Source organism: Acrocarpospora pleiomorpha (assembly GCF_009687885.1).
GTDB lineage: Bacteria > Actinomycetota > Actinomycetes > Streptosporangiales > Streptosporangiaceae > Acrocarpospora > Acrocarpospora pleiomorpha.
In genome coordinates, this window is the sequence record NZ_BLAF01000018.1 from 130,883 (window position 1) to 152,816 (window position 21,934).

The window sequence follows — 21,934 nt, forward strand, 5'->3', positions numbered from 1 at the left end:
GTGGGTCAGAGTTCATCCTGGCGGGGCGGGTCGGCTCCTGGGCGGGTGCAGGTGATGCCGGCCACGTGGCTTGCCTGTTCGACGACCGCGGCCAGGTGGTCGCGGCCAAGGCTCGGGAGAGCGGCTGGTGTGGCGTGGTCGCCGCCGCGCAGGGCCCACAGGAGGCCTGCGGTGAACGCGTCACCGGCTCCGACGGTGTCGACGACGGTGATCGGCTGCGGCGGCACCCGCAGTTCATGGTGGGCGCTGACGGCGTACGCGCCGTCGGCGCCGAGTGTGATCACGATCAGGCTGGGTCCGAGCGTGGCCCACTCGCGGGCGATGTCTGCGACTGCCCGGCCGGGATAGAGCGTCTCGAGGTCCTCGCTGCTGGCCTTGACGAGGTGCGCGGTGGACAGGAGCCGGGTGGTCTGGCCCCGGGCCTCGTCGAGATCGGTGATGACGCTGGAACGGATGTTGGGATCGAAGCTGACAAGGGTGTCTCCGTCGTGGTGGAGGCGGGTCAGGAAGTCAGCCACCGCGGCCGCGCCGGGCGGCCGGTAGCAGGTCAGGGAGCCGGCGTGGACGGCGGTGGTGTCGGGTGGCAGGGTCAGTTCGGGGGCGCTCCACTGCCAGTCCGCGGTGCCGTCCAGGTAGAAGTCGTACGTGGCGACGCCGTCGCCGTCGAGGGACGCCACCGCCAGGGAGGCCGGTTCCGGCTGGTCGAGCGGGCCGGCGAGCGTGACGCCGTTGGTCTCGGCGTGCGCGCGAAGGAGCTGGCCGAATCGTGAGCGGGACATGCGTGCGAGCAACGTGGTGGGCTCGCCCAGGCGGGCGAGTGCGACCGCGACGTTGAGGGGGCTGCCACCGGCGTAGGCGTGGAAGCCGCCGCGATCGTTGGCGGGCAGCAGGTCGACGACCGCCTCGCCCAGCACCGTGACGGTGGATGCGTTATCCACGGACGGTCACCGGGAGCGGGGCGTTGACGGTGTCGGCGCCCAGCGTTCCGTGCAGGACCTCGATGACAGCGTGCAGGGCGCCGTCTGCCGCGCGTTCGTGCCGGTAGGTGCCCCAGCCCTGGCCATGCGACCAGAAACAGCGGAACTCCTGTTCGGCGAACTTGGGGTCGAATGTGACGGTGCCTCGACCGAGGTCGGCGTTAAACCCCAGCATGCCGCTGATCAGCGCCCAGCTGGCCAGGGAGCGGGTGTAGTGGTGACCGGCCTCGTTCTCGCTCCACGGGTTACGGCGAAAGCCGTCCTGGCGGGAGCGGACGGCGTCGACGAGAGTGACCGCGTCATCGACCATGCCCTCATAGACGAGGCTGGCGGCGACCTGGTATTCCACACCGGTCCAGACTTCGTCGCTGTAGCCGAAAGGAAAGCGGGGCCGGCCGCCGTCCGGCCAGGAGCAGAGGACGAGGCCGGGTTCGTCGTTGAGGGCATACACGCGCTGGACGGTGCCGACGTCGGCCATGCGGGGTTTGAAGTTGTGGTGGCGGATCGCGGCCAGGGCCTGGCGGACGTGGTCGGCGGGCAGCACGTGGCCCAGCCCGCTGACGTGGGCGAGGAACTGGCCGAGCAGTTGGTCGGAGTGGATGCCGGGGCCGATCTGGTACCGGTATTGATCGGGGTCGATGAGCTGCTGCTGGTAGAAGGTGCCGTTGAAGCACAGCCGGTCGAGGTTGGCTGAGGAGGCCTCGGCGAGGGCGCCGAACTCCTGGGCCGTCGCGGTGCGGCCGAGCCCGTCGGCCATGTCCTGGCAGGCGCGCAGGGCGGCGACCATGAGGCTGCCCATCATGCCGTTGGGGCCGTAGAACTCGATGTCGTAGGTGTTGTTCTGCTGGCTGTCCGGCACGATGTCGCCGTCGGTGTCCCAGTAGGACAGCGCGTACCGCATCGCCCGCTCAACCGCGGGCCACAGCCGGGTGAGGAACTCGCGGTCGCCGGTGAGCCGCCATTCGCGGCAGACCCGGACGATGGCGCCGAGGTGACCGTCGGCAGCGGGCACCATCTCCCAGCGGGGCTCGTCCAGGGTTTGCCGGGATCGGAACGGCAGGTCACCGTCGTCGCCGATCTCCAGGCCGAACTCGATGTCGCGCATGGTCTTCTCGAGCTCGGGGAACAGGAACGCCACGGTCTGGGCGTAGTTCCAGACGTGGTTGACGTTGCCCAGCCCGCAGCCGACGTCATCGCGGATGCCTTCCCAGCCGTAGAAGTTCCCGTCTTCCAGCCAGAAGCAGGTCAGGCTGCGCAGTACGGTGATGTTGGCCGCGGCCGCTTCCAGGAAGGGCGCGGGCAGCGACGAGCCGTACAGGGCGCGGGTGAACGCGCGGCTGTCGCGTTCGAGCTCAGGCAGGTTGGCGAGCAGGTCTTCCAGGACGGCCCAGGCGTCGTCGTAGCGGGTGGCATAGTGGTTGCGCACCAGCGGGTACCCGCCGGCGGCGTGCCGGTCGAGGTCCTCGTCCACCTCGACCCAGCCCTTGGCCCGGTTGGGGAAGTGCCAGGTGAGCACGAATTCGAAGGTGGCGGTGGTGCCGGCCGGGATGGTCTTGGCCGCGTCGATGGAGCCGACCTTCTCGCGCAGTTCCAGGTAGCTGAAGTCGAGGTAGTCGTTGAGCGCCGAGCCGGTCGCGGCGACTTCGACCTCCTCGATGGGGCCGATGCGTTTGCCGCTGCTCAGGTCGTTCCAGAAGTCCTGGGCGCTGTCGGTCCACTCCCCCTTGACCCAGGCCGGGCGGAAGGTGACGTCGGCCTCGGTGGTGGCCAGTCCCATGGTACCGAAGCGTTCGTGGCCGGCGGGCAGGTCCGTGGTGTAGTAGAGGCCGCGGGCGTGGTCGCCGTCGCGTTGGGTGTTGGTCACCTCTCCGGCCAGTTTGAGGTTGCCGAACACGTCGTGGCCGACGAAACCGGCGGCGTTGGCGAGCGAGCCGACGACCGAGACGCTCATGTCGGTGGCGGCGAGGTTGGTGACGTGGTAGCGCAGCACGGCGGCGGGGATGCCGGACGCCTCGGCGTCGCCGGGCACGAACGGGGTGAACGCCTCCAGCCGCACGTGCAGCGGGACACCGGGCTCGGTGAGGTCGACGTGCACGAACGGGTATTCCGCCCGCAGGGTGGAGTGGGTGAACCGGGGCAGCCCGGCCAGGTCGCCGTTGAAGTAGCCATGCGACAGGGCGTGCGGGCCGTTGAGCTGGGACTCCAGCACCCGCACGATCCGGGTCCCGTCGGTGGTCTCAGCGCGCAGGGCGAAGAACGAGAACGGCAGCCGGTTACCCTTGCCGGGCCAGTTGAAGATCTCCCAGTCGCGCAGTTCACCGCGGGAGCCGACCGACACGTTGCCGGTGCCGATGCCGCCGAGCAGGAACGCCGCCTGCGCGGCCTCGCGCGGGTACGATCGCACGGTTGCGGCCTGTATCTGCCGAGCGGTGTCGATGCCGTGAGGCGTGGTCATGCGGTACTTCTCCTTAATTACCTGTGGTTATGGGCTCAGCGCAGTGGACGTACGGCGGCGGCTGCGTCGCCGCTGATCGACACGGTGGTGGCCGGCGGGTCGCCGGCCGCGGCGATGCGGTAGGCGCCGTAGCTGTCGGCAGCGAAGATTTCGACGATGTCGGCGTCGAGCAGCACCCGGAGCCCGGCCCGCGCGTCGCCGATCGGCAGCACGTCGGTGGGGAATCCGGGCCGCTCGATGCGCAGCAGGCCGGCGTCCCCGTCGCCGTCGGGCTCGAAGGACAGCCGCGCCCGAGTGCTGTCCTCCTCGGCGATCCGGCACCACTCGCCGACGGTCGGTGTGCCCGTCACCTCAGCGGCGTGGGCGCCCACCCGGTACTGCCCTTCGCTGCCGGTCAGGAACGGCCCGCGCAGGGCGTCCACGTTAGGGTGCGGCTCCAGGACCAGGGTGCCGTCGGCGCGCAGACGCAGGGTGCTGACCACCGAGTGCGCGCCGGCGCGTACGGTCAGCGCCGCGTTGTCGCGGGGTTCCTCCCGCAGCCACGACAGCACGCAGCGGCGACCGTCGCGGTCCAGGAACGCCGTCGTCGCGTAGGCCGACGCACCATGGGTGAGCTGTTGCCAAGTGGCGGGGGTGAACCGGTGGCCGTCGTAGTCGCCGGTCGCGGCCGCGACGTACAGCAGGTCGCCGTGATCCCAGACGGAGACCAGCAGGACCCACCGGTCGCCGAGCGGGAACAGTTGCGGGCATTCCCACAACGCCCCGGTGGGCACCTCGTCGGCAGGGTCGTTGGGCCGGGAGCACAGCACCCCGTCGAAGGCCCACTGGTGCAGGTCCGGCGACCGGTACTGGAGCACGGCGGCTGACCCGTCCGGCAGCGCGGCGGCCATGAGCATGCTCCAGCCGTCGCCGTGGCGGAACACGTTGGGGTCGCGGAAACCGCGTACACCAAGTTCGGCCGGGGGTGTCTCGATGACGGCGGCGGGGTTGGTGCCCCAGGTACCCGTGTGCCGGTCGAAGACCGCGGTGGCGACCTGGCCGATCTCCCAGTTCTCGCCGGCGACCCGGGTGTAGAACAGCAGCGGCGGTTCGGCGTCGTGCACGACGCTGCCGGACCAGCAGCCCACCTCAAATTGCTGCGGGATCAGGGCCAAGGGCTGATGAGTCCAGCGCACCAGGTCGGGGGAGGTCGCGTGGCCCCAGTGGCAGTTGGGTCCCCACGTAACACGCCCGGGGATGGCCTGGTAGTAGAGGTGGTACTCGCCGTCGACCCAGGTGACGCCGTACGGATCGTTGATCCAGCCGTCGTCGGCGGTGAAATGGATGGCCGGGCGCGGCCTGGTCCCCGCCACCGGCCGCGACGATGTCGCCTCCGCGGTCACCTGAACCGCCGCCGGATGTCCGCGGCGTGCGCCGTGTTGGCCGCCGATTCGGCGCGGGAGCGCTCGGCGCGGCGGCGGGAGCGCTGGTCGAGCTTGTCGGTGTACGCCTGAAGCCGTGCCGCGTACTCCGCACGCATCCGCGTCACCTCAGCGGCCAGATCTGGTGGTGGCGGGGCTGCCGATGGTTGTTCTGCGGCGGGAGGCCGAGCCGGCAGCCGGCGTTCCACCGGCAGGATGGTGGCCGGCGGTGAGGGCAGCGTCTGGTACCAGTAGGCGGTGGCCGCCCAGTCGTCGGACAGGTGGTTGGCGTGGCCGTGCTCGATGGACACCTTGATGCGGGAGGCGAATCGCACCGGATCGACGACGTGCTGGCGGTAGGTGACCGAGTATCCGGGGACGTCGGACTCGTGCACGATCGTCCCGTGGTACGGGAAGGCGTTCTTCTGCATCCCCCAGGCGTGGTTGAAATAGTCCTCCGTACCGGTGCCGTGCAGGCTGGGCGGCCAGGTGTCGTCGTCGATGAGGATCATGTCGTCGCCTTCGCCCCACCAGGTGCCCTGGCGGTGGTGTACCGACAGGTTGCAGCCGACGTAGTGGCCGGTGCCGGTGGTCTCCAGGATCACGAAGTTGCCGTCGTCGCTCAGGTGCGCCACGTTCGTCTGCGGGCTGTTGGTCTGCAGGTCCGGTCCCCAGCCGGAGCTCGGGCTGCTGCGCGTCCATCGCGCGTGGAAGTGGACGGTGTCCTCAGGCAGCGGCTGCCGGAACAGCTCGTAGTCGATGTAGAAGTACATGACCAGCGGCAGGTCGTTCTCGTTGACGATCTCAATGCGGGCGCGGGAGTTGAACGGCATCGGCGCCCAGCTGTTCAGGGCCGCGCTGCCGCCGAAGATCAGCGATTCCTCGGGTTTCGCCGAAACGGTGAACAGGGCCGAGGCATAGCTGTTGGGCATGCTGTGACCGACGCCGAAGAAGTCGCCAAGCGGCACCAGCACCGCCGGGCCGGGCTGGTCGTCCCAGGTGATCTTCAGCAGGACCTTGCGGTAGTAGTCGGGGTCCGGCTGTTCCCAATTGAGCCCGAGCGCGTTGTGGATCTCCAGCACGGGGGCGGTGGTGTCGGTGTCGTACGGGTCGAGCAGGCCGGGCCCGAACTGACGGCGGCAGAACTGGGTGGTCCAGATGTGGGTGATCTGCCCCGGCCCTTCGAGGTCGGCCAGCACGCGGGTTTCGCCAGGACCGATCGTCCAGTTGTCCTGGTTGCGACCGCGTTGATCCCAGCTGGAGACGCGGGCGCTGCGGGCGTCGCGCAGGCTGGTCAGCGATGACAGTGGACCGTTCATGGTCGAGTAGACCTCCGTGAAGGTGAAGATGGGCATGCCAAGTCGAGCGTGCGGGCACAGTTGTCGGGTTTGCGGTCAGCCCTTGACGGCAGAGGACGTCAGACCGGCGATGATCCAGCGCTGGGCGAACAGGTAAGCGATGAGCGCGGGGATGACGGCCAGCGTGGTGGCGGCCATCATGACATTGAGCTGTCCAGTGCTGAACGGTCCGCGCATGAGCACCAGGGCCAGCGGCAGCGTCGCCGAATCTTGGCTGTTGAGGAACACCGACGGGGCGAAGTACGCGTTCCAGCTGGCCAGGAACGTGACGATGCCCAGGGCGCTCAGGCCGTTACGGACCAGCGGCAGCGCCACCAGCCGGTAGGTGGTCCAGGCGTTGGCGCCGTCGACGGTCGCCGCCTCGAACAGCTCTTTGGGGATGACGAGGAAGAACTGGCGCATCATGAACACGCCGAGCGCGCCCGTGATGCCGGGCAGGATGAGACTCCACGGCGTGTCGATCAGGTGCAGGTTACGCATGATGAGAAACAGCGGGATCACCGTCACCTGCACCGGCACCATGAGCGAGGCCAGCAGCAGCACGAACAGGCTGTTGCGACCCGGGAATCTCAGATGGGCGAACGCGTAGCCAGCCATCGGTGCGGTGATGAGCATCCCGAGCGTGGTCAGCGTGGCGATGAAGAAGCTGTTGAACATGTTGCGGAGCAGCGGCAACGGCCCGTTGACCGCCGCGGCGAAGTTCTCCCACCGAAACTCCCGGGGAATCCAGTTCGGCGGCAGGTCGTAGGCGTGCTGAGCGCTCTTGAGCGCTGTCACGATCATGAACAGGAACGGCGCCAGCATGCCGAACGCGCCGACGGTCAGGACGATGACCGAAACCACAACGCTTGGGCGGATCCGCGGACGGTTACTCATAGTGGACCCACGAACGGCGGATGCGGAACTGGATGAGCGTGGCGGCGAGGATGATGAGGAACAACGTGATCGCGATGGCCGACGCGTAACCGACCTGGAAGTTGGAGAACGCCTGCTCGGCGAGGTACATGACGACGCTGCGGGTGGAGTCGCCAGGGCCGCCGTTGGTCAGGACGATCACCGACTCATAGATCTGGAACGCGCCGATCACCGTGATCGTGACGTTGAAGAAGATCGCCTGAGAGATCATCGGGACGATGATGCGCCGAAACTGCGTGACCACGCCGGCCCCGTCGAGCTGCGCGGCCTCCGTGAGTGCCTTGGGCACGTCTTGCAGGGCCGCCACGTAGATCAACATGGCGAAGCCGACGTTGCGCCATGTGTCGACGATGACGACGGTCCAGCGGGATGTCGACGTGCTGTTGAGCCAGTTGACCGGCTCACCGCCCACCGTGTCCAGGTAGTAGTTGACCAGACCGGTGTCACGCTGGAACAGCGCCTGCCAGATCAACGAGACGTAGACCAGCGAGACCAGCGACGGGAAGAAGTAGACCGAACGGAAAATCAAGGTCAGCGGCTTGGGCAGGCGTTGGTTGATCAACACTGCCAGCAGCAGCGCGATACCGTTGATCAAGATCACTGCTGCGGCGACATAGATCAGTGTGTTGAGGTACGCCTCCCGCAGCCGGTCGTCGGTGAACAGGCGCTCGAAGTTGGCCAACCCCCGCCACTGTGGGGGCGAGATCGCGTCGTAGCGGGTGAAGCTGAAGTAGATCACCGCCAGCAGCGGGCCCAGGATGAACACCAGGAACCCGATGACCGACGGGCCGACGAACAGGTACCCGTTCAACGCCTCGCGGCGGCGCCGGGACTTGCCCGGATCGCCGGCGGATGCCGCGGAGGCATCCGCCGGCGGCCGAACCACGGCCGTGTCAGCCATTCTGCGCCACGGTCGACTTGACCTCGTCGTTGGCCTGCTTCAGCGCCGAGCGGACGTCCCCGCCGGCGTACACCGACGTCATGGCCTTCTGGAAGGCGGCATCCATGGCGCCGAAGAACGGCGGCGCCGCCACCGGCTTGGCATGGTCGATCTGGTTGTAGAACAGTTCCGGGTGCGGCTTGTTCTTGGTGAAATCCTCCGACTGCTGCGCGGTCTTGGTCGTCGGGTTCGATGTTCCCCCGACGGCCCATTGCGTCTGCATCTGCTGACTGGCCAGCTCCTTGAGCAACTCCCAGGACAGATCCTTGTTCTTCGAGCCCGAGTACATGGCGAACCCGGCGGCGCCGAACACGGTCGTGTTCGACTTGTTCGTCGGCATCGGCAGCACGTCGTATTCAAAGTCCTTGTTGGCCACCAATGTCGCGGCCAGGTTCGCCGGGGCCGCGGTCATGGCCACCTTGCCCGCCTGGAACAGCGACGTCGGGTCGCCGCCGGTCGGGTTCGGTGCGACCTTCTCTTTGAACACCAGATCGGCGAGGAACTGGATCGCCTCGACCGTGCCCGGCGCGTCCAGCGTCGGGGTCTTGAGATCCGCCGAAGCGGTCGAGGCGTTGTTGGAGTAGATCCAGGGCATGTAGGCGAATGTGTAGGTCGGGATGCTGAAGCCGTACACCTGGTTGCCGCCGCTGCCGCTGGTCAGCTTCTTCGCGATGGCGAGGAAGTCCTGCCACGTCCACGTGTCGCTCGGCCGCGCGATTCCCGCCTTCTCGAACAGCGCCGCGTTGTAGTACACCAGCATGGTGTTCCAGTTGTTCGGCAGCAGATAGGTCTGCCCATCCTTGCTGAAGCCGTTCAGCAGGGCCGGGCTGACATCGCTCACCAGTTCCTGCACTGAGCTGTCCTGCTTGATGAAGTTGTTCAACGACTGGAACAGCGTCTTGTCCAGGCCGTACTCCACCCCCTCGGTCGCCATGTTGATGACGTCCGGGGCGTCACCGGACGCGATCGACGCCTGGATCTTGTTGATGTAGTCGCCCCAGTTGACCACCTGGGTGAAGTTGTTCTTGACCTGGACGTTCGGGTACCGCTGGTTGAACCGGGCGATCGCGGCGTCGTAGAACTTCTCGTCGCCCGGATTGCCCCAGTTCGAGATCGTCAAGGTCGCTCGCGTGTCCGAGGCGGGCGCCTGGTAGGTCCCGCTCACCCCCGTTGCCCCCGTGCCGGTGTCACTGCCACAGGCGGCGAGCAGCAGGCTGACCCCTACAGCCGCACTCACCGCAGCGAATCTCTTACTGACGTACATCACACACCGCGCTCCTTACACGAAGACGCCAGGGGAACAGCAGCACTCCACGACGGGAGGGCGCCGCGCAACAGTCACGCCGAGTCAGTGGCCAGTCGCCATCCGCTCGGCCGAACGTTGCCAAATGGTTTTGTCTCCGGAAGTAGAGCAGGCCCCGAAACCTGCGGTCAAGACTTCGCCCGCAATCTCCGATTAACCGGGACGTCATGCGGCGACACCCCTTGACGCCATACCGGCCGAGGCGGCAAAATTTTGCCAAAGCGATTTGGCAAACGGCTGTGTCGACCATGCGAAGGAGTTGGGCCGTAGCGTGGCCACACCGAGACCGACCATCCAGGATGTCGCCTTACAGGCCGGCGTGTCCCCTACCACCGTGTCGCACGTGCTCAACCGAGTCTCGAGCGCCCGCGTCAACGAGGCAACCCGACGTCGTGTCGAAGAGGCCGCCGCCCTGCTCGGCTACACACCCAACGGGCTGGCCCGCGGCCTGCGCCGTCAGCGTTCCCAGACCCTGGCGCTGCTCAGCGACCGCATCGCCACCACCCCGTTCGCCGGCGGCATCATCCTCGGCGCCCAGGAGAAGGCCGCCGAGCTCGGCTTCGTCCTCATGCTGTACAGCACCGGCGAAGACCCCGACGTCGAGGAACGCGAGATCCGCACCCTGCTCCAGCACCAAGTCGACGGCGTGATCTACGCCACGTGGTACCACCGCCGCGTCAGCACACCTGCCTCCCTGGGCCGCACACCGCTCGTCCTGCTGGACTGCACATCCGACGACGCCTCACTGCCCTCGGTCGTCCCCGACGAGTACAACGCCGGACGCGTGGCCACCCAGGAACTCATCCGACACGGCCACCGGCGCATCGGCTTCGTCACCAACATCGACCAGGTACCCGCAACCCTCGGTCGCCTCCACGGACACCGCGACGCCCTGAACGCCGCAGACATTCCCTTCACCGGCGACTTGGTCGCGGCGGACGTCTCCGAAACCAGCGGCGGTTATCGAACCGCCCTGCAACTGCTGACCGGCTCCAACCCGCCCACCGCCATCTTCGCCTACAACGACCGCATGGCCATGGGCGTCTACCGCGCCGCCCGCGAACTCAACCTCGACATCCCCAAAGACCTGTCCGTCATCAGCATCGACAACCAGGAAATCATCGCCGAGGGACTGCATCCCGGCCTCACCACACTCCAGCTCCCGCATTACCAGATGGGCGTCTGGGCAGTGCAGCACCTGGTCGAACGCCTCGAACACCATGACCTGCCCATCCAGCACCTGGAACTGCCATGCCCGATCGTCCACCGGGCCTCAGTAGCAACACCAGCGCGCCAATGACAGCCTTGGTGGCGGCGCTGCTAAGGGGCGATCATCAGATCCTCGGTGGGTAGGGTCTGGCAGGCCAGCCGCCAGCCCGCGGCCAGCTCGTCGGTGGAGAACATCCCCCGGGTGTCGGTCTCGTAGGCGCCGGAGGTGACCCGTACGCGGCAGGTGCCGCAAGCGCCTTCGCCGCACGATTGGGGCAGCGGGACGTCGGCGTCGTTGGCGGCGTCGAGGACCGACTGTCCGGGGTGACAGGGGAACGCCGGGTCCCCGCCGACTATGCCGATGGTGAACTCGGTGACGCCGGCCGCCGCGGCGGCCAGGGCGATGGCGTGCGACTTCTCCTGGCGGGTCTCCTTGCTCCGGCCGGACACGAACGCCTCGGTGTGGATGGCCTCGCGCGGCACCCGCAGTTCCGTCAGGTGACCGATCAGGTCCTGCATCATCGATGCCGGTCCGCAGAGGTGGACTCGGTAGGCATCTTCGGTGTACGCACGGAGCGCGTCGACGCCGATCCGGCCTTTCCGCCCGGTCACAAAGATCGACACCTCGAGCCCGGGCAGGCGTTCCCGCAGCGCCTCGATCTCCGGCCGGAAGGCGACCTCGTCCTCGGTCCGGAAGCTGGCCAGCAACACGATCCGCCCGGTGTGACCAGCGTCGGCGGCTGCGACCAGCACACTCATCAGTGGCGTGATCCCCACGCCCCCGGCGATCAGCAACAGCGTTCCGGCCGTGAGGTCATGTGGGGGATCGCAAGTGAACTCGCCGTGCGGGCCGCTCACCCGCAACGCCTGACCGGCCTCCAGCGCTTCGTGCAGGAAGGTCGAGCCGAGCCCGTCGGGCTCGTGCTTGACCGCGATCTCGACGAAGCCGTTCTCGCCGGGGCCACTACAGATCGAGTACGAGCGTTCGATCGGCTCGACGGCGACAGGCAGGTCGACCTTCAGGTACTGCCCGGCGGTGAACGAGAACGGCATCGCGCCGGTGTCCAGGGGTCCGAGGCGGATCCGCCGGACCGTCGGGGTCAGCGTCTCGATCGCGGCCACCCGCAGGTATCCATGCCAGGGCGTGGCCGGGTCCGGGGGTGCCCCGCCGGAGCGGATGGCTCGCCACATGGTCCCGAGCTGCCGCGGCTTGAGCACCGCGTTCGCGGCCATCAGCCCGCCGGCCAGCGCCCCGACCACGCCGGAGCCCCAGGCGTCCTGCCCAGCCACGAAGAGACCCTTGACGGGCGTACGGCATCCCGCCCGCGGTGACCGCAGCCGCTGGGGCGTCGCCGCGAGACCGTAGAAGGAGCCGAGAACGCTGTGCTGATAGGTCTCGAACGACAGCGGCGTCGCGAGCTCGGCGAATGCGATCGCCTCCCCGAAGCCGGGCCATCGGTCCTCCAGGCGGGCGATCAGCCGCCGGGTCAGGTCGTCCTTGAGCCTGCGGTAGCTGTCCGGTCGTTCTTCCGCGGGCGTCCCGCGCCACTGGTCGACCGCCCTGGGATCGACGAGTTCCAGCACCTCCACCGTGTGGAACCGGGCGGCCGGGTTGTTGAGCGAGGCGAACGAGACGTACAGCGTGCCTTCCCCGGGTGGGTGGTGGAAGCCGTTGTGGTCGTCGAGGTCCGGCATGAACCAGTGGTTCTCGCCGCGTATCCCGAACACGGTCGGCGACCGGTCCATCCCGAGAAACAGCATGACCGCCGACGGTTCCCCGGGCAGGTCCGCCAGTTCCTGGCTCTTTCCGATCAGGGCGTACGTGTTGCGTACCCCGGCCGCCGAGACAACGGTGTTCGTTCGTACGCGGTAGCGCCGACCGGTGCCGGTGTCCTCGACGTCGACACCGGCCACCTTGCCGCGCTCGACAACGATCTCGTTGACCTGTTGCCGGGGGCGCAGCACCACGCCGTACCGCTCCAGGATCTCCAGAATGATCCGGCTGAGCTCCTTGGGCCCGCCCACGGGGTGCGCTGTCCCTTCCATGAAGAAGGTCAGCGGGACCGCGGCGTGATAGCCGAACGCGCTCGATGCAGGCGGAATGCCGTAAAGACCCCACCTCGCGGCGAGAACCGCCTGCAGACGCGGATCGCGGAAGCTGCGGGAGACCTGATCCCACAACGATCGATACGTCGACGGGAAGAGCCGCTCGACAATGGGCAAACCCATTTTTCGTACGCCGGCGGGGAAGGACGCGAAGACATTGCGCGCCGCGAGCCCGGCCATGGCCCGGCGTGTGGTTCGGAAGAAGCCGTCGATGGCGTCGGCCTCGGCCGGGAACCGTTCCGCGAGACGCGCCCGGAACCGTTCCTTCGTGGCGGGGACGGCGAAATCGAACCCAGGGAAGTGCAGGACGTCGTAGTCGTCCGGCAGTGGCGAGAGCTGCACCCGCCCGTCCGTCATGAACTCGAGGAATGGGCCGGCGTTCGCGCTGATGTAGTGCAGCCCGGTGCCGAACTGGTATCGCCCGGCCCGGGAGAACTCGTGCGTCATCCCGCCGAGCGTGTAGTGCTGCTCGAGAACAAGAACGCGTTTCCCGCCGAACTGCGCGATCGTACGGGCCGCGGCGAGACCGCCCATACCCGAACCGATCACGACGACGTCTACTTCCTCAACGTCGGCTTCCTCAACGTCGGCTTCCTCAACGTCGGCTTCCTCAACGTCGGCTTCCTCGTACGCGACCATCCACGCCCCTGGCTAGTCCGTCCTCCTGGAGCCAGATTGGCGGAGCCGACTTGATACGGACTGAACGATCTGGGAATCCCGCTGCGGAACGGCGCTCGTTCACGTCCATTTCCCGTTCAGTGCGTCAGCGTAGCTTTCCGCTATCGCATCATGAGAGGTAGAGGAATGGCACACAAGAGACCGACAATCGTGCTCGTGCACGGAGCCTTCGCGGACGGCAGCGGCTTCGCCGCGATCGTCAAGCGACTTGTCGCCGACGGCTATCCGGTCGTCGCCGCGCCGAACCCGCTGCGGGGGCTCTCCTCCGACGCGGAGCAGGTCAAGGCTCTGCTGGACAGCATCGAGGGACCGATCGTGCTGGTCGGCCACTCATACGGCGGCGCCGTCATCTCCACCGCCGCCACCGGGAACCCCGAGGTGAAGGCGCTGGTCTACCTGGCGGCGTTCGTGCCGGAGACGGGCGAGAGCGTCCAGGGGCTGGTCGAGAAGTTCCCGGGCAGCACCGTGGGCGAGTCCCTCAAACCCGTGCCACTGCCCGGCGGGCAGGTCGACCTCTACATCGACCCGCGAGTGTTCCATCCCCATTTCGCGGGGGATTTGCCCGCCGAGGAAGCCGCGCTCTTGGCGATCACGCAGCGCCCGGCCACCGGCGCCGCCCTCGGCGAGCCCGCCGCCGGCCCGCAGGCCTGGCACACGATCCCGAACTACAACCTGATCAGCGGTGCCGACCGGATCATCCCGCCGGCGGCGCAGGAGTTCATGGCCCAGCGCTCCGGCGCGAAGGTCCAGGTAGTCGAGGGCGCCTCGCACCTGGTGTTCGTCTCACATCCGGACCCGACCGTGGCCCTCATTGAAAAGGCGGCGAGTGAGAACGCATAAAGCGAAAGCGCGATGAGGTGTCGGCCCTCACCGGAGGTCGCCGACCGCGAGCACACCGAAGATCGAAAACACCACAGACGGGCGGAGGCATACCGTCAGGTCCCAGGACTTTGGACTGGACAAATAGCTCCGAGTCGATCAACCGTACCTGGGACGGAGGGGACGGTGACATGGGAGAAACAGGGTTTCTCGAGCTTCGGCCGGAGCCGGTCTGGGCCTCGGTACGGGGACGCAGCTATCAGAGTGCGCTGCTGTGGCGGAAGGTTTTCCCCGGTACGGTCGATCAGGTTCCGCGGGCGCGTCATCTGGTTCGGGCGCTGCTGATGGACACCCGAACCGGCATGCGTCTTCGGATTGCGTATGTGTCCGGTATCCCGCTGGTCGTGGGCGATCGCTCGGGTGCCTTCGCCGAGCACAGCCCGGTACGAGCGTCGCCCGCACAGGAGTCGCTGTTAGGCGGTTTCGACCGCGCCGGCCGTCGTGGCGGCCCTGATCGGAAACATCGCCTGTTCACCTCGCCGGTGCAGCTTCAGTCATCAAACTTCCGGGACCTGATGTCCTTGACGACCTGGCCCGCCTTCATGACGAGCTTCACCCGGTCCGGATCCGAGAGCACGGCCGGATCGGCAAGGGGATCGCCGTCGACGGCGATCAGGTCGGCCAGCTTGCCGGGCTCGACGGAGCCGAGGTCGCCGTCAATGCCCATGATCTGCGCGTTGCCGAGGGTCGCGGCGCGCAGCGCCTCCTTGAAGCCGATGACGCGCGACTTCAATTCGATCTCCAGCGCCCGGCCGGCCTGTTCGGCACCGAGCAGGTCCGACCCGGATCCGATGCGCACTCCCGCCGCTCGGGCGAGACGCAGCGCATTCGCCATCGCCTCGCCGACGCCGGCGAGCTTGTCGAGCACCTCGGCGCTCAGCCCCCAGGCGTCGCGGCGCTCGCGCATCACCGCCACCACCATGAACGTGGGCACCAGCGCCGCGCCGTGACGCGCCATAAGCTGCGCGGCCGGTTCGTCGAGATAGGTGCCGTGCTCGAAGCATCTGATTCCGGCCGCGAGGCCCCGCCGGATGGCCTCGACGTTGTGGGCGTGCGAAGTCACGTAGGTGTCGCGCGCCTCGGCCTCCTCGACCGCCGCCCGCAGTTCGTCCACGGTGAAGTGGACGTCTCCGGGGCCGTCGGCGAAGGAGACCACGCCACCGCTGCCGTATACCTTGAGCTGAGTCGCGCCCCGTCGCAGGGCGGTCCGCGCCGCGAGCCGGACACTGTCGGCGCCGTCGCACACCAGTGCTCGCTGGAACAGGCCCGGTATGCACAGCGCGGCGTCGGTCATCCGGTAGGGCGTGTGGCCGCTGCCGTGGCCGCCGGTCTGGGCCAGCGCCGGCCCGGAGGGGAAGATTCGCGGTCCCCGCAGCAGGCCCGCGTCGACCGCCTGGACGATGCCTCCGTCGAGACCGGCCAGGTCGCGGGCGGTAGTGACGCCCGCGTCGAGGCACAGCCCGCAGTTGCGGAAGATCCCCGCCGCGATGCCGGCCACCGACAGCAGGCCCTCGTCGCGTATGGCTGCGACCGGTAGCGCCTGCCCGAGGTGCGTGTGGGCGTCGATCAACCCGGGCAGCACGAAGTAGCCGGATAGGTCCAGGTCACGGTCGTCGCCCGGACCCGGGTGCGCGGGCCTGGGCGAGATCGTCCCGAATCGTTCGCCCTGGACGGCGATGATGACGTTGCGCTCGGGTTCGTCACGGGTGGCGTCGAACAGCGTCCCGGCGCGGACGGTGTATCCCAATGGATTCTCGTTCCGGTTCAGTCGGTGCGGGAGGGGAGCTCGAACCGGCCGCGGTCATTGTGCTCATACGGCTGCGATTCGATGCTCGGTGACTTTTCCAGAAGCTCGATGATGTAGTGCACGACCGGCGAGTCGCCGATGTTCCGGAGCCGGTGCGGGGGCAGCGGGGCCGTGGTGCCGACGGTGCGGAAGAGCACGAAGCCGGGCACGGGCTCGGTGATGATGCCCCAGTCGGCGTCGCCCGCCTCCTGCCCCTGCAGGGTGCCGTCCTGCGGATACAGGATGATGTGGTCGTTATGGTGCTGGTGGAATTCGCACTGCCCACCGGGTTGGAGGGTCATCTCCCAGACGCGGACCCGCGCGTTCTCGTACAGGATCACCCCTCCGACGGCGGGTGAATAGGTCTGCTCGCTCATTCTGTTCTCCTTCGGTCCGGGTTGGCGTTCGGTGTCAGTCGAAGATCACGGTACGGTTGCCGTTGAGCGGCACCCAGCTTCAGCGGCCGGCTTGATCGGTGAGGCAGTGGTCGAACCTGGAGACCATGATCAACAAGCGGGGGCGCCGCGACGCGTCGTACAGCTGCCAGGCCATCTGAAACGCATCGCCGGTCGGGGTGAAGGCGGCGCGCAGTCGCTCCACCGGGATCCCGGCCGGCGGTCCGGTGAAGCCGGTGCGCAGGAACACCTGTCCGTGGAAGGTGTTGTCGAACTGCTGGTGCTCGCTGATGTCGCAACCGTGCTCGACGAAGAACGATGTGATCGCGTGCAGGATCCCTGGCCGCTCGGGGCACCGCACGGTCAGCACGAAGTGGGAGTTCGCGGGCGCATCGCTCATGACTCGTCGTCCCGGTATTCGGCGCAGGCGTCCAACAACCACGCCGCCACGTAGGCCGCGTAGGAGGACTGGACCAGCAGCCGGAAATCGGTCGCCGTGTCGTCCCGGACGAGCAGCACCACGCGGGCGAGGGCGAGCAGCGTCTGCGCACACGTCCCCGCTGGGCTGACGCTCGGATGCAGGTCGATCGAGCACCCGCGGGCGAGCACCTCGGACGCCAGGGGCCCGGAGAGGTCCAGGGTGGTCCGCTGGGCCGAGACGTCGACGATCGCGCCGGCCTCCGGGCCGACGGCGGCGCGCAGCGACCGCGCGAGCTCCTGCGGGCGGGCGGGCGGGGCGAGGACGAGCCACTCGCGCGGACTCATCCAGAGCACGGCGATGTCCGGGGTGGCCAGGTAGGTGCACGGCGTCGTCGGCAGCGCCGTTCCGAGCACCCCGGTGACGGCCTCGGCGGCCGGGCCGTCGGCGAACAGGTGCAACGACAGCTGCGTCAGCAGCGGCACCTCGCGCAGGGCGATGCCGGCGGGCAACCGGGCGAAGGCCGACGTCCACTCCTCGAGCGGGCTGCGGGCGATGATGAGATCAGCCGTCACGGCGGGCGTTCTCCTTGTCGTACAACACCCGGTCCGTGACAGTGACCGGGATGACGGTGTCCTCTACCGGCACGTAGAGCGTTTCACCGATCCGCTCGGACCCGCCGCGGACCAGTGCCAGGGCGAACGAGCGGTCCAGCGCGACGCTGTAGTAGCTCGAAGTGACGTGGCCCAGCATCGACACCGGCGGCTCGGGTACGACGCTCGTTGCGATGAGCTGAGCGCCCTCGGGCAGCAGCACCCGCGGGTCGGCCGGGAGCAGGCCGACGAGGCCCTTGCGGTCGGGTCGCCGGTTCTCCGGGCGGGCGAACGACCGCCGGCCGATGAAGTCGGTTTTCTTGTCCGACACGGCCCAGGCCAGGCCGAGGTCGTGGGGCGTGGTGGTCGCGTCGCTGTCCTGGCCGATGATCGGGAAGCCCTTCTCGGCGCGGAGCACGAGCGTCGCCTCCAGGCCGTATGGGGTGATCCCGAACGGCTCGCCCGCGGCGAGCAACGCCTCCCACACGGACTGCGCGTGCCAGGAGTCGACGCTGACCTCGTAGGCCAGTTCGCCGGAGAAGCTGATCCGGCTCAGCCGGGCCGGCACTCCCACGACCTCGGCGTCGCGCCAGGTCATGTGGGGAAACGCCGCGTTGGACAGGCCGAGCCCGGGCGCGACCGCGGCGAGCACGTCCCGGGCGCGCGGGCCGGCCAGGGGGAAGGTCGCCCAGTGCTCGGTCACTGCCGTCAGGCTGACGCGCAGGTGCGGCCACTCGGTCTGCGACCACTCCTGCATCCAGTCGAGGACGTGTGCGGCACCGCCGGTCGTGGTGGTGAGCAGATGCTCGTGCTCGGCGATCCGCGCGACGGTACCATCGTCGATGACGACCCCGTCGAGACCGCACATCACGCCGTAGCGGATGCAGCCCACCTTCAAGCTGCTCATGAGGTTGGTGTACATCAGGTCGAGCAGGATCGCAGCGTCGGGCCCGTGAACGGCGATCTTGCCCAGGGTTGAGGCGTCGGTCAGCCCGACTTGCTCGCGCACGGCCCGGCACTCGCGCGCCGTCGCGGCCGGCATGTCCTCGCCCGGCCGCGGGTAGTAGCGGGGCCGCCTCCACTGCCCCGCGTCCTGGAGCACCGCGCCGCTGGCGGTGTGCCACGCCTGCAGCGGCCCGGACCGGACCGGGTCGAACAGCTGTCCCCGGTCCCGCCCGGCGAGCGCGGCGAACGCCACCGGCAGGTACGGCGGGCGGAACGTGGTCGCGCCGAGCTCCGCCACATCGACGCCGAAGAACCCGGCCAGCACACCGGTGCTGAGCATGCCCGAGGTCTTTCCCTGATCATGTGCGGTGCCGATCGTGGTGTACCGCTTGACATGCTCGACCGAGCGCATACCCGCCCCGGTGGCGCGCAGCACGTCGGCCACGGTCGCGTCGCGCTGCAGGTCGACGAAGGCGGTCGCACCCCACGCCTCGTCGTCGGGATCGGGTACCGACCACAGCACCTGAGCCGGAGCTCCCGGCCCGGGTGGCGGTGCGGCCGGCAATGTCGCCTCCCTGCTGCTGCGCCCGAGCGCGCTGAGCGCCGCCCGCGCGGCCTCGGCCCCGTCGCGCAGGCAGCCGTACAGCGTGAACACGCCGTTGGCCGCGCCAGCGGCCCGGACGGTGGGCCGGGGGCCCGACGGAACGAGTGCGCCGATTGCCGGGTCGTAGCGCAGCGCGCCGCCGGCGTGGTTGAACAGGTGCACCGTCGGGTTCCAGCCGCCGGACACCAGCAGCAGGTCGCAGGCGACGCCGTCGCGGCCGCCGCTCGGCTTCCCGTCCGCCCAGCCGGCCACGTGCGCGGCGGTGATCCGGGTCCGGCCGGTGGTGCCGATCACCACCTGACCGGCCCGGGTCTCAATGTCGCGCCGCTGGCACTGCGCGACCCAGGCGGCCGGCGCGGCGGCGCGAGCATCGATCACCGCGGCGACCCTCGCCCCGGCGTCGGCCATGTCGATCGCGGCGGCATAGGCGCTGTCGTTGGTCGTGAACACCGCCACCCGCCGCCCGGCCAGTACGCCGAAGCGGTTGAGGTAGCCGCGGGCGGCGGAGGCGAGCATGATTCCCGGCCGATCGTTGTCGGCGAAGGCGATCGGCCGTTCGTGCGCCCCGGTGGCTACGATGACGTGCCGGGCCCGAATCCGCCAGACGCGCTGCCGCGACGTCCGTGCCGGGGCGGACTCGCCCAGATGGTCCGTGCGTTTCTCCAGCGCCAGCACGAGCCCGTCGTAGTAGCCGAGCGCGGTCGTGCGCGGCAGCACCCGGACCAGCGGATGCGCCGCCAGCTCCGCGACCACCCGGGCGGCCCAGTCCGCCGCGGGGGCGTCGTCGAGCGTTTCGGTACCGCCGAGCAGGGCTCCGCCGGCCGTTGGCTGATCGTCGACCAGCACCACCCGGACGCCCGCGCGGGCCCCGGTCAGCGCGGCGAGCAGCCCGGCCGGCCCGGCGCCGACGACCAGTAGATCGCAGTGCGCGTGGATCGCGTCGTAGCGGGCCGGGTCGGGGTCCGGCGACAGCCGGCCCCGGCCCCGCAGGCCGCGCGCGATCAGCCCGTCGTGCAGCTCGATCGTGGTCGCAGTGAGCATTGGCTCGCCGAACGGCTGCTCGATCTGGACGAGGGCGTTCGGCTCCTCGACACCGGCGCCGAAGATGCCGCGCGGCCGGCCGTACCTGATGCTGGTCCCCACCAGGTGCACCCCGTTGGCCAGCAGGGCCGAGGCCAGCGTGTCGCCGCGGCGGCCGGTGTAGTCCTGACCGTCATAGCGGAATCGCAGCGTCTCGCCGGAAACGACCCGGCCGCGGCCCGGTACCCGGGGCGTCGGCGTCATCGAGCCGCGTCCGTTGCGCGTGGGCCGCCCGGGGCCGCGCCGGTCAGGGGCGGTGCCGCCTCGCCCGGCCGGTACACCGCGAGGATCTCGTACGTGACCGTGTCGCGTACCGCATTGAACCACTGACGGCATCCCGCCACGTGCAGCCACCGCTCGGCGCACGGCCCGCTCGGGTTGTCCCGGAAGTACAAAACATGCGCCCACTGCGCGTCCGTCAGCCGCGACGGGTCGGGCGGGTACGCGAGATGGGCCTGGCCTCCGTAGCGGAATTCGACCTCGTCGCGGGGCCCGCACCACGGGCACTTGATCAGCAGCATCACACAGCTCCACAGAACAGATTGCGCGGTCGGGCGGTCAGTGGGCGACGCCCGCGACACCGGCCGCGCCGTGCTCGGCGATCAGCGCACCGGTGGTGAACCGCTCCAGAGTGAACGGCTCGACATACGGGTGGGGCGCGTCGTGAACGATGGTGTCGGCCAGACACCAGCCGATACCGGGCGTCGCCTTGAATCCGCCCGTCCCCCAGCCGCAGTTCAGATACAGTCCCTCGACGTCCGTCAGGCCCACGATCGGCGACGCGTCCGGTGACACGTCGACGATGCCGGCCCAGGTGCGCAACAGATGCGCCCGGGCGAACACGGGGAACAGTTCCACCGCGGCGGCCATCTGCCGCTCGATGATGTGGAACGCCCCCCGCCGGCCATACCCGGTGTAGGCATCGATGCCGGCTCCGACGACGAGCTCGCCCTTGTGGGCCTGCGACACGTACACGTGCACGGATCCTGACATCACCACCGTCGGATGTACCGGTTCGAGCAGCTCCGAGACGAGCGCCTGCAGCGGATGACTCTGCAGTGGCAGACGGATGCCGGCCAGGCCGGCCACCACCGAGGAGTGCCCGGCCGTCGCCAACGCCACCTTCTCAGCCGAGATCGCCCCCCGGGTCGTCTGCACTCGCACCACCCGGCCCTGGCGGACGTCGATGCCGGTGACTTCGCAGTTCTGCACGAGATCCACACCGAGGCGGTCCGCCATCCGAGCGAAGCCCCACGCCACGTGATCATGTTTGGCGATACCGGCCCGCGGCTGAAACGTCGCACCGTGAACCGGATAACGAATGTCCTGGGAGAGATTGACGATTGGACAGACCTTCGCGATCTCGTCCGGCTCCAGCCACTGCGCGTCAATGCCGTTGAGCCGGTTCGCGTAGACCCTCCGCTTGCCCTCCTGGACGTCCTGCACGTTGTGCGCAAGTCCGAGCAGCCCGCGCTGGCTGAACAGCAACGGGTACTCCAGCTCCTGCTCGAGCGTCTCCCACAGCTGCAGCGAATGCTCGTAGATACGGGCACTCTCGTCCCACAGGTAGTTCGATCGGATCACCGCGGTGTTGCGGGCCATGTTGCCACCCGCCAGCCACCCCTTCTCCAGCACCGCGACATTGCGGATGCCGTGCTGCTTCGCCAGGTAGTAGGCGGTCGCCAGGCCGTGCCCGCCACCACCGACGATCACGACGTCGTACGACGGCTTCGGGTCCGGATTACGCCACAGCAATGACGCATGCTCAGGCAACTCGCTCACGAGCGCGCTCGAGCCCCCCACGCTCCCGCCTCGGTCTCCGGACATCGCCACTGCCTCGCACTCATGGGTCGACCATTGTGTTGACCAGGCCAACGTAGCCAGGCGGGCCCG

General features: G+C 68.7%; 17 protein-coding genes. 2 read left to right on the plus strand and 15 right to left on the minus strand.

Going from position 1 to position 21,934, the window contains the following annotated elements; all coding sequences use genetic code 11:
- Window positions 1–5 precede the first annotated feature (5 nt).
- From Aple_RS17975 to Aple_RS18005, 7 genes are read right to left on the minus strand one after another with little or no spacing between them, the layout of a single operon-like run.
- A complete protein-coding gene (locus tag Aple_RS17975) occupies window positions 6–938 on the minus strand; it encodes a carbohydrate kinase family protein (protein ID WP_155345764.1) in 933 nt (310 codons plus the stop codon).
- The gene (locus tag Aple_RS17980) at window positions 931–3,432 is read right to left on the minus strand and encodes a GH116 family glycosyl-hydrolase (protein WP_155345765.1); all 2,502 of its coding nucleotides are present in this window, start codon (window positions 3,430–3,432) and stop codon (window positions 931–933) included. The genes Aple_RS17975 and Aple_RS17980 overlap by 8 nt, the downstream gene beginning before the upstream one ends.
- A 35-nt stretch (window positions 3,433–3,467) precedes the next feature.
- Window positions 3,468–4,784, minus strand: a complete 1,317-nt coding sequence (locus Aple_RS17985) for a glycoside hydrolase family 32 protein (protein WP_155345766.1) — start codon at window positions 4,782–4,784, stop codon at window positions 3,468–3,470.
- 26 nt (window positions 4,785–4,810) lie between these two features.
- Entirely contained in the window at window positions 4,811–6,187 is a 1,377-nt protein-coding gene (locus Aple_RS17990) for a glycoside hydrolase family 172 protein (RefSeq protein ID WP_155345767.1), read from the minus strand.
- Window positions 6,188–6,226: 39 nt separating this feature from the next.
- Entirely contained in the window at window positions 6,227–7,066 is an 840-nt protein-coding gene (locus Aple_RS17995) for a carbohydrate ABC transporter permease (RefSeq protein ID WP_155345768.1), read from the minus strand.
- On the minus strand, window positions 7,059–8,006 hold the full coding sequence (locus Aple_RS18000) for a carbohydrate ABC transporter permease (protein ID WP_155345769.1): 948 nt from the start codon (window positions 8,004–8,006) through the stop codon (window positions 7,059–7,061). Before Aple_RS18000 ends, Aple_RS17995 begins: the two co-directional genes overlap by 8 nt.
- Window positions 7,999–9,282 carry an ABC transporter substrate-binding protein gene (locus tag Aple_RS18005; RefSeq protein ID WP_170321536.1) on the minus strand — a complete coding sequence of 428 codons (1,284 nt, stop codon included), beginning with the start codon at window positions 9,280–9,282 and terminating at the stop codon, window positions 7,999–8,001. Before Aple_RS18005 ends, Aple_RS18000 begins: the two co-directional genes overlap by 8 nt.
- Before the next feature lie 337 nt (window positions 9,283–9,619).
- Here Aple_RS18005 and Aple_RS18010 point away from each other — a divergent pair, with 337 nt between their 5' ends.
- A complete protein-coding gene (locus Aple_RS18010) occupies window positions 9,620–10,648 on the plus strand; it encodes a LacI family DNA-binding transcriptional regulator (protein WP_218038382.1) in 1,029 nt (342 codons plus the stop codon).
- A 20-nt stretch (window positions 10,649–10,668) separates the two neighbouring features.
- Here Aple_RS18010 and Aple_RS18015 read toward each other — a convergent pair whose 3' ends face one another.
- A complete protein-coding gene (locus tag Aple_RS18015) occupies window positions 10,669–13,302 on the minus strand; it encodes an FAD-dependent oxidoreductase (RefSeq protein ID WP_155345772.1) in 2,634 nt (877 codons plus the stop codon).
- Window positions 13,303–13,467: 165 nt separating this feature from the next.
- Between Aple_RS18015 and Aple_RS18020 the strand changes: the two genes are divergently transcribed.
- Window positions 13,468–14,181 (plus strand): alpha/beta fold hydrolase, encoded by a 714-nt coding sequence (locus tag Aple_RS18020; RefSeq protein ID WP_155345773.1) that lies wholly within the window; start codon window positions 13,468–13,470, stop codon window positions 14,179–14,181.
- 529 nt (window positions 14,182–14,710) lie between these two features.
- Here the strand turns inward: Aple_RS18020 and Aple_RS18025 are convergent.
- From Aple_RS18025 to Aple_RS18055, 7 genes are all read right to left on the minus strand, one after another.
- On the minus strand, window positions 14,711–15,967 hold the full coding sequence (locus tag Aple_RS18025; RefSeq protein WP_170321537.1) for a metal-dependent hydrolase family protein: 1,257 nt from the start codon (window positions 15,965–15,967) through the stop codon (window positions 14,711–14,713).
- A 17-nt stretch (window positions 15,968–15,984) separates the two neighbouring features.
- Window positions 15,985–16,383, minus strand: a complete 399-nt coding sequence (locus Aple_RS18030) for a cupin domain-containing protein (protein ID WP_155345775.1) — start codon at window positions 16,381–16,383, stop codon at window positions 15,985–15,987.
- 79 nt (window positions 16,384–16,462) lie between these two features.
- A complete protein-coding gene (locus Aple_RS18035; RefSeq protein ID WP_155345776.1) occupies window positions 16,463–16,801 on the minus strand; it encodes a formyltetrahydrofolate deformylase in 339 nt (112 codons plus the stop codon).
- Window positions 16,798–17,394, minus strand: coding sequence for a sarcosine oxidase subunit gamma (locus Aple_RS18040; protein WP_155345777.1), 597 nt, complete (start codon window positions 17,392–17,394; stop codon window positions 16,798–16,800). Before Aple_RS18040 ends, Aple_RS18035 begins: the two co-directional genes overlap by 4 nt.
- Window positions 17,384–20,245: a 2Fe-2S iron-sulfur cluster-binding protein gene (locus Aple_RS18045; RefSeq protein ID WP_155345778.1), complete on the minus strand. Its 2,862-nt coding sequence runs from the start codon at window positions 20,243–20,245 to the stop codon at window positions 17,384–17,386. Before Aple_RS18045 ends, Aple_RS18040 begins: the two co-directional genes overlap by 11 nt.
- Window positions 20,242–20,562 carry a sarcosine oxidase subunit delta gene (locus tag Aple_RS18050; RefSeq protein WP_155345779.1) on the minus strand — a complete coding sequence of 107 codons (321 nt, stop codon included), beginning with the start codon at window positions 20,560–20,562 and terminating at the stop codon, window positions 20,242–20,244. The genes Aple_RS18045 and Aple_RS18050 overlap by 4 nt, the downstream gene beginning before the upstream one ends.
- Window positions 20,563–20,599: 37 nt before the next feature.
- A complete protein-coding gene (locus tag Aple_RS18055) occupies window positions 20,600–21,823 on the minus strand; it encodes a sarcosine oxidase subunit beta family protein (RefSeq protein ID WP_246264556.1) in 1,224 nt (407 codons plus the stop codon).
- Between the last annotated feature and the right edge of the window lie 111 nt (window positions 21,824–21,934).

Excerpts from the sequence above, each read along its gene's own strand:
- Aple_RS17980 (WP_155345765.1), bottom strand. The coding sequence starts at position 3,432 with ATGACCACGCCTCACGGCATCGACACCGCTCGGCAGATACAGGCCGCA.
- Aple_RS17990 (WP_155345767.1), bottom strand. The coding sequence starts at position 6,187 with ATGCCCATCTTCACCTTCACGGAGGTCTACTCGACCATGAACGGTCCA.
- Aple_RS17995 (WP_155345768.1), bottom strand. The coding sequence starts at position 7,066 with ATGAGTAACCGTCCGCGGATCCGCCCAAGCGTTGTGGTTTCGGTCATC.
- Aple_RS18000 (WP_155345769.1), bottom strand. The coding sequence starts at position 8,006 with ATGGCTGACACGGCCGTGGTTCGGCCGCCGGCGGATGCCTCCGCGGCA.
- Aple_RS18015 (WP_155345772.1), bottom strand. The coding sequence starts at position 13,302 with ATGGTCGCGTACGAGGAAGCCGACGTTGAGGAAGCCGACGTTGAGGAA.
- Aple_RS18020 (WP_155345773.1), top strand. The coding sequence starts at position 13,468 with ATGGCACACAAGAGACCGACAATCGTGCTCGTGCACGGAGCCTTCGCG.
- Aple_RS18030 (WP_155345775.1), bottom strand. The coding sequence starts at position 16,383 with ATGAGCGAGCAGACCTATTCACCCGCCGTCGGAGGGGTGATCCTGTAC.
- Aple_RS18035 (WP_155345776.1), bottom strand. The coding sequence starts at position 16,801 with ATGAGCGATGCGCCCGCGAACTCCCACTTCGTGCTGACCGTGCGGTGC.
- Aple_RS18045 (WP_155345778.1), bottom strand. The coding sequence starts at position 20,245 with ATGACGCCGACGCCCCGGGTACCGGGCCGCGGCCGGGTCGTTTCCGGC.
- Aple_RS18050 (WP_155345779.1), bottom strand. The coding sequence starts at position 20,562 with ATGCTGCTGATCAAGTGCCCGTGGTGCGGGCCCCGCGACGAGGTCGAA.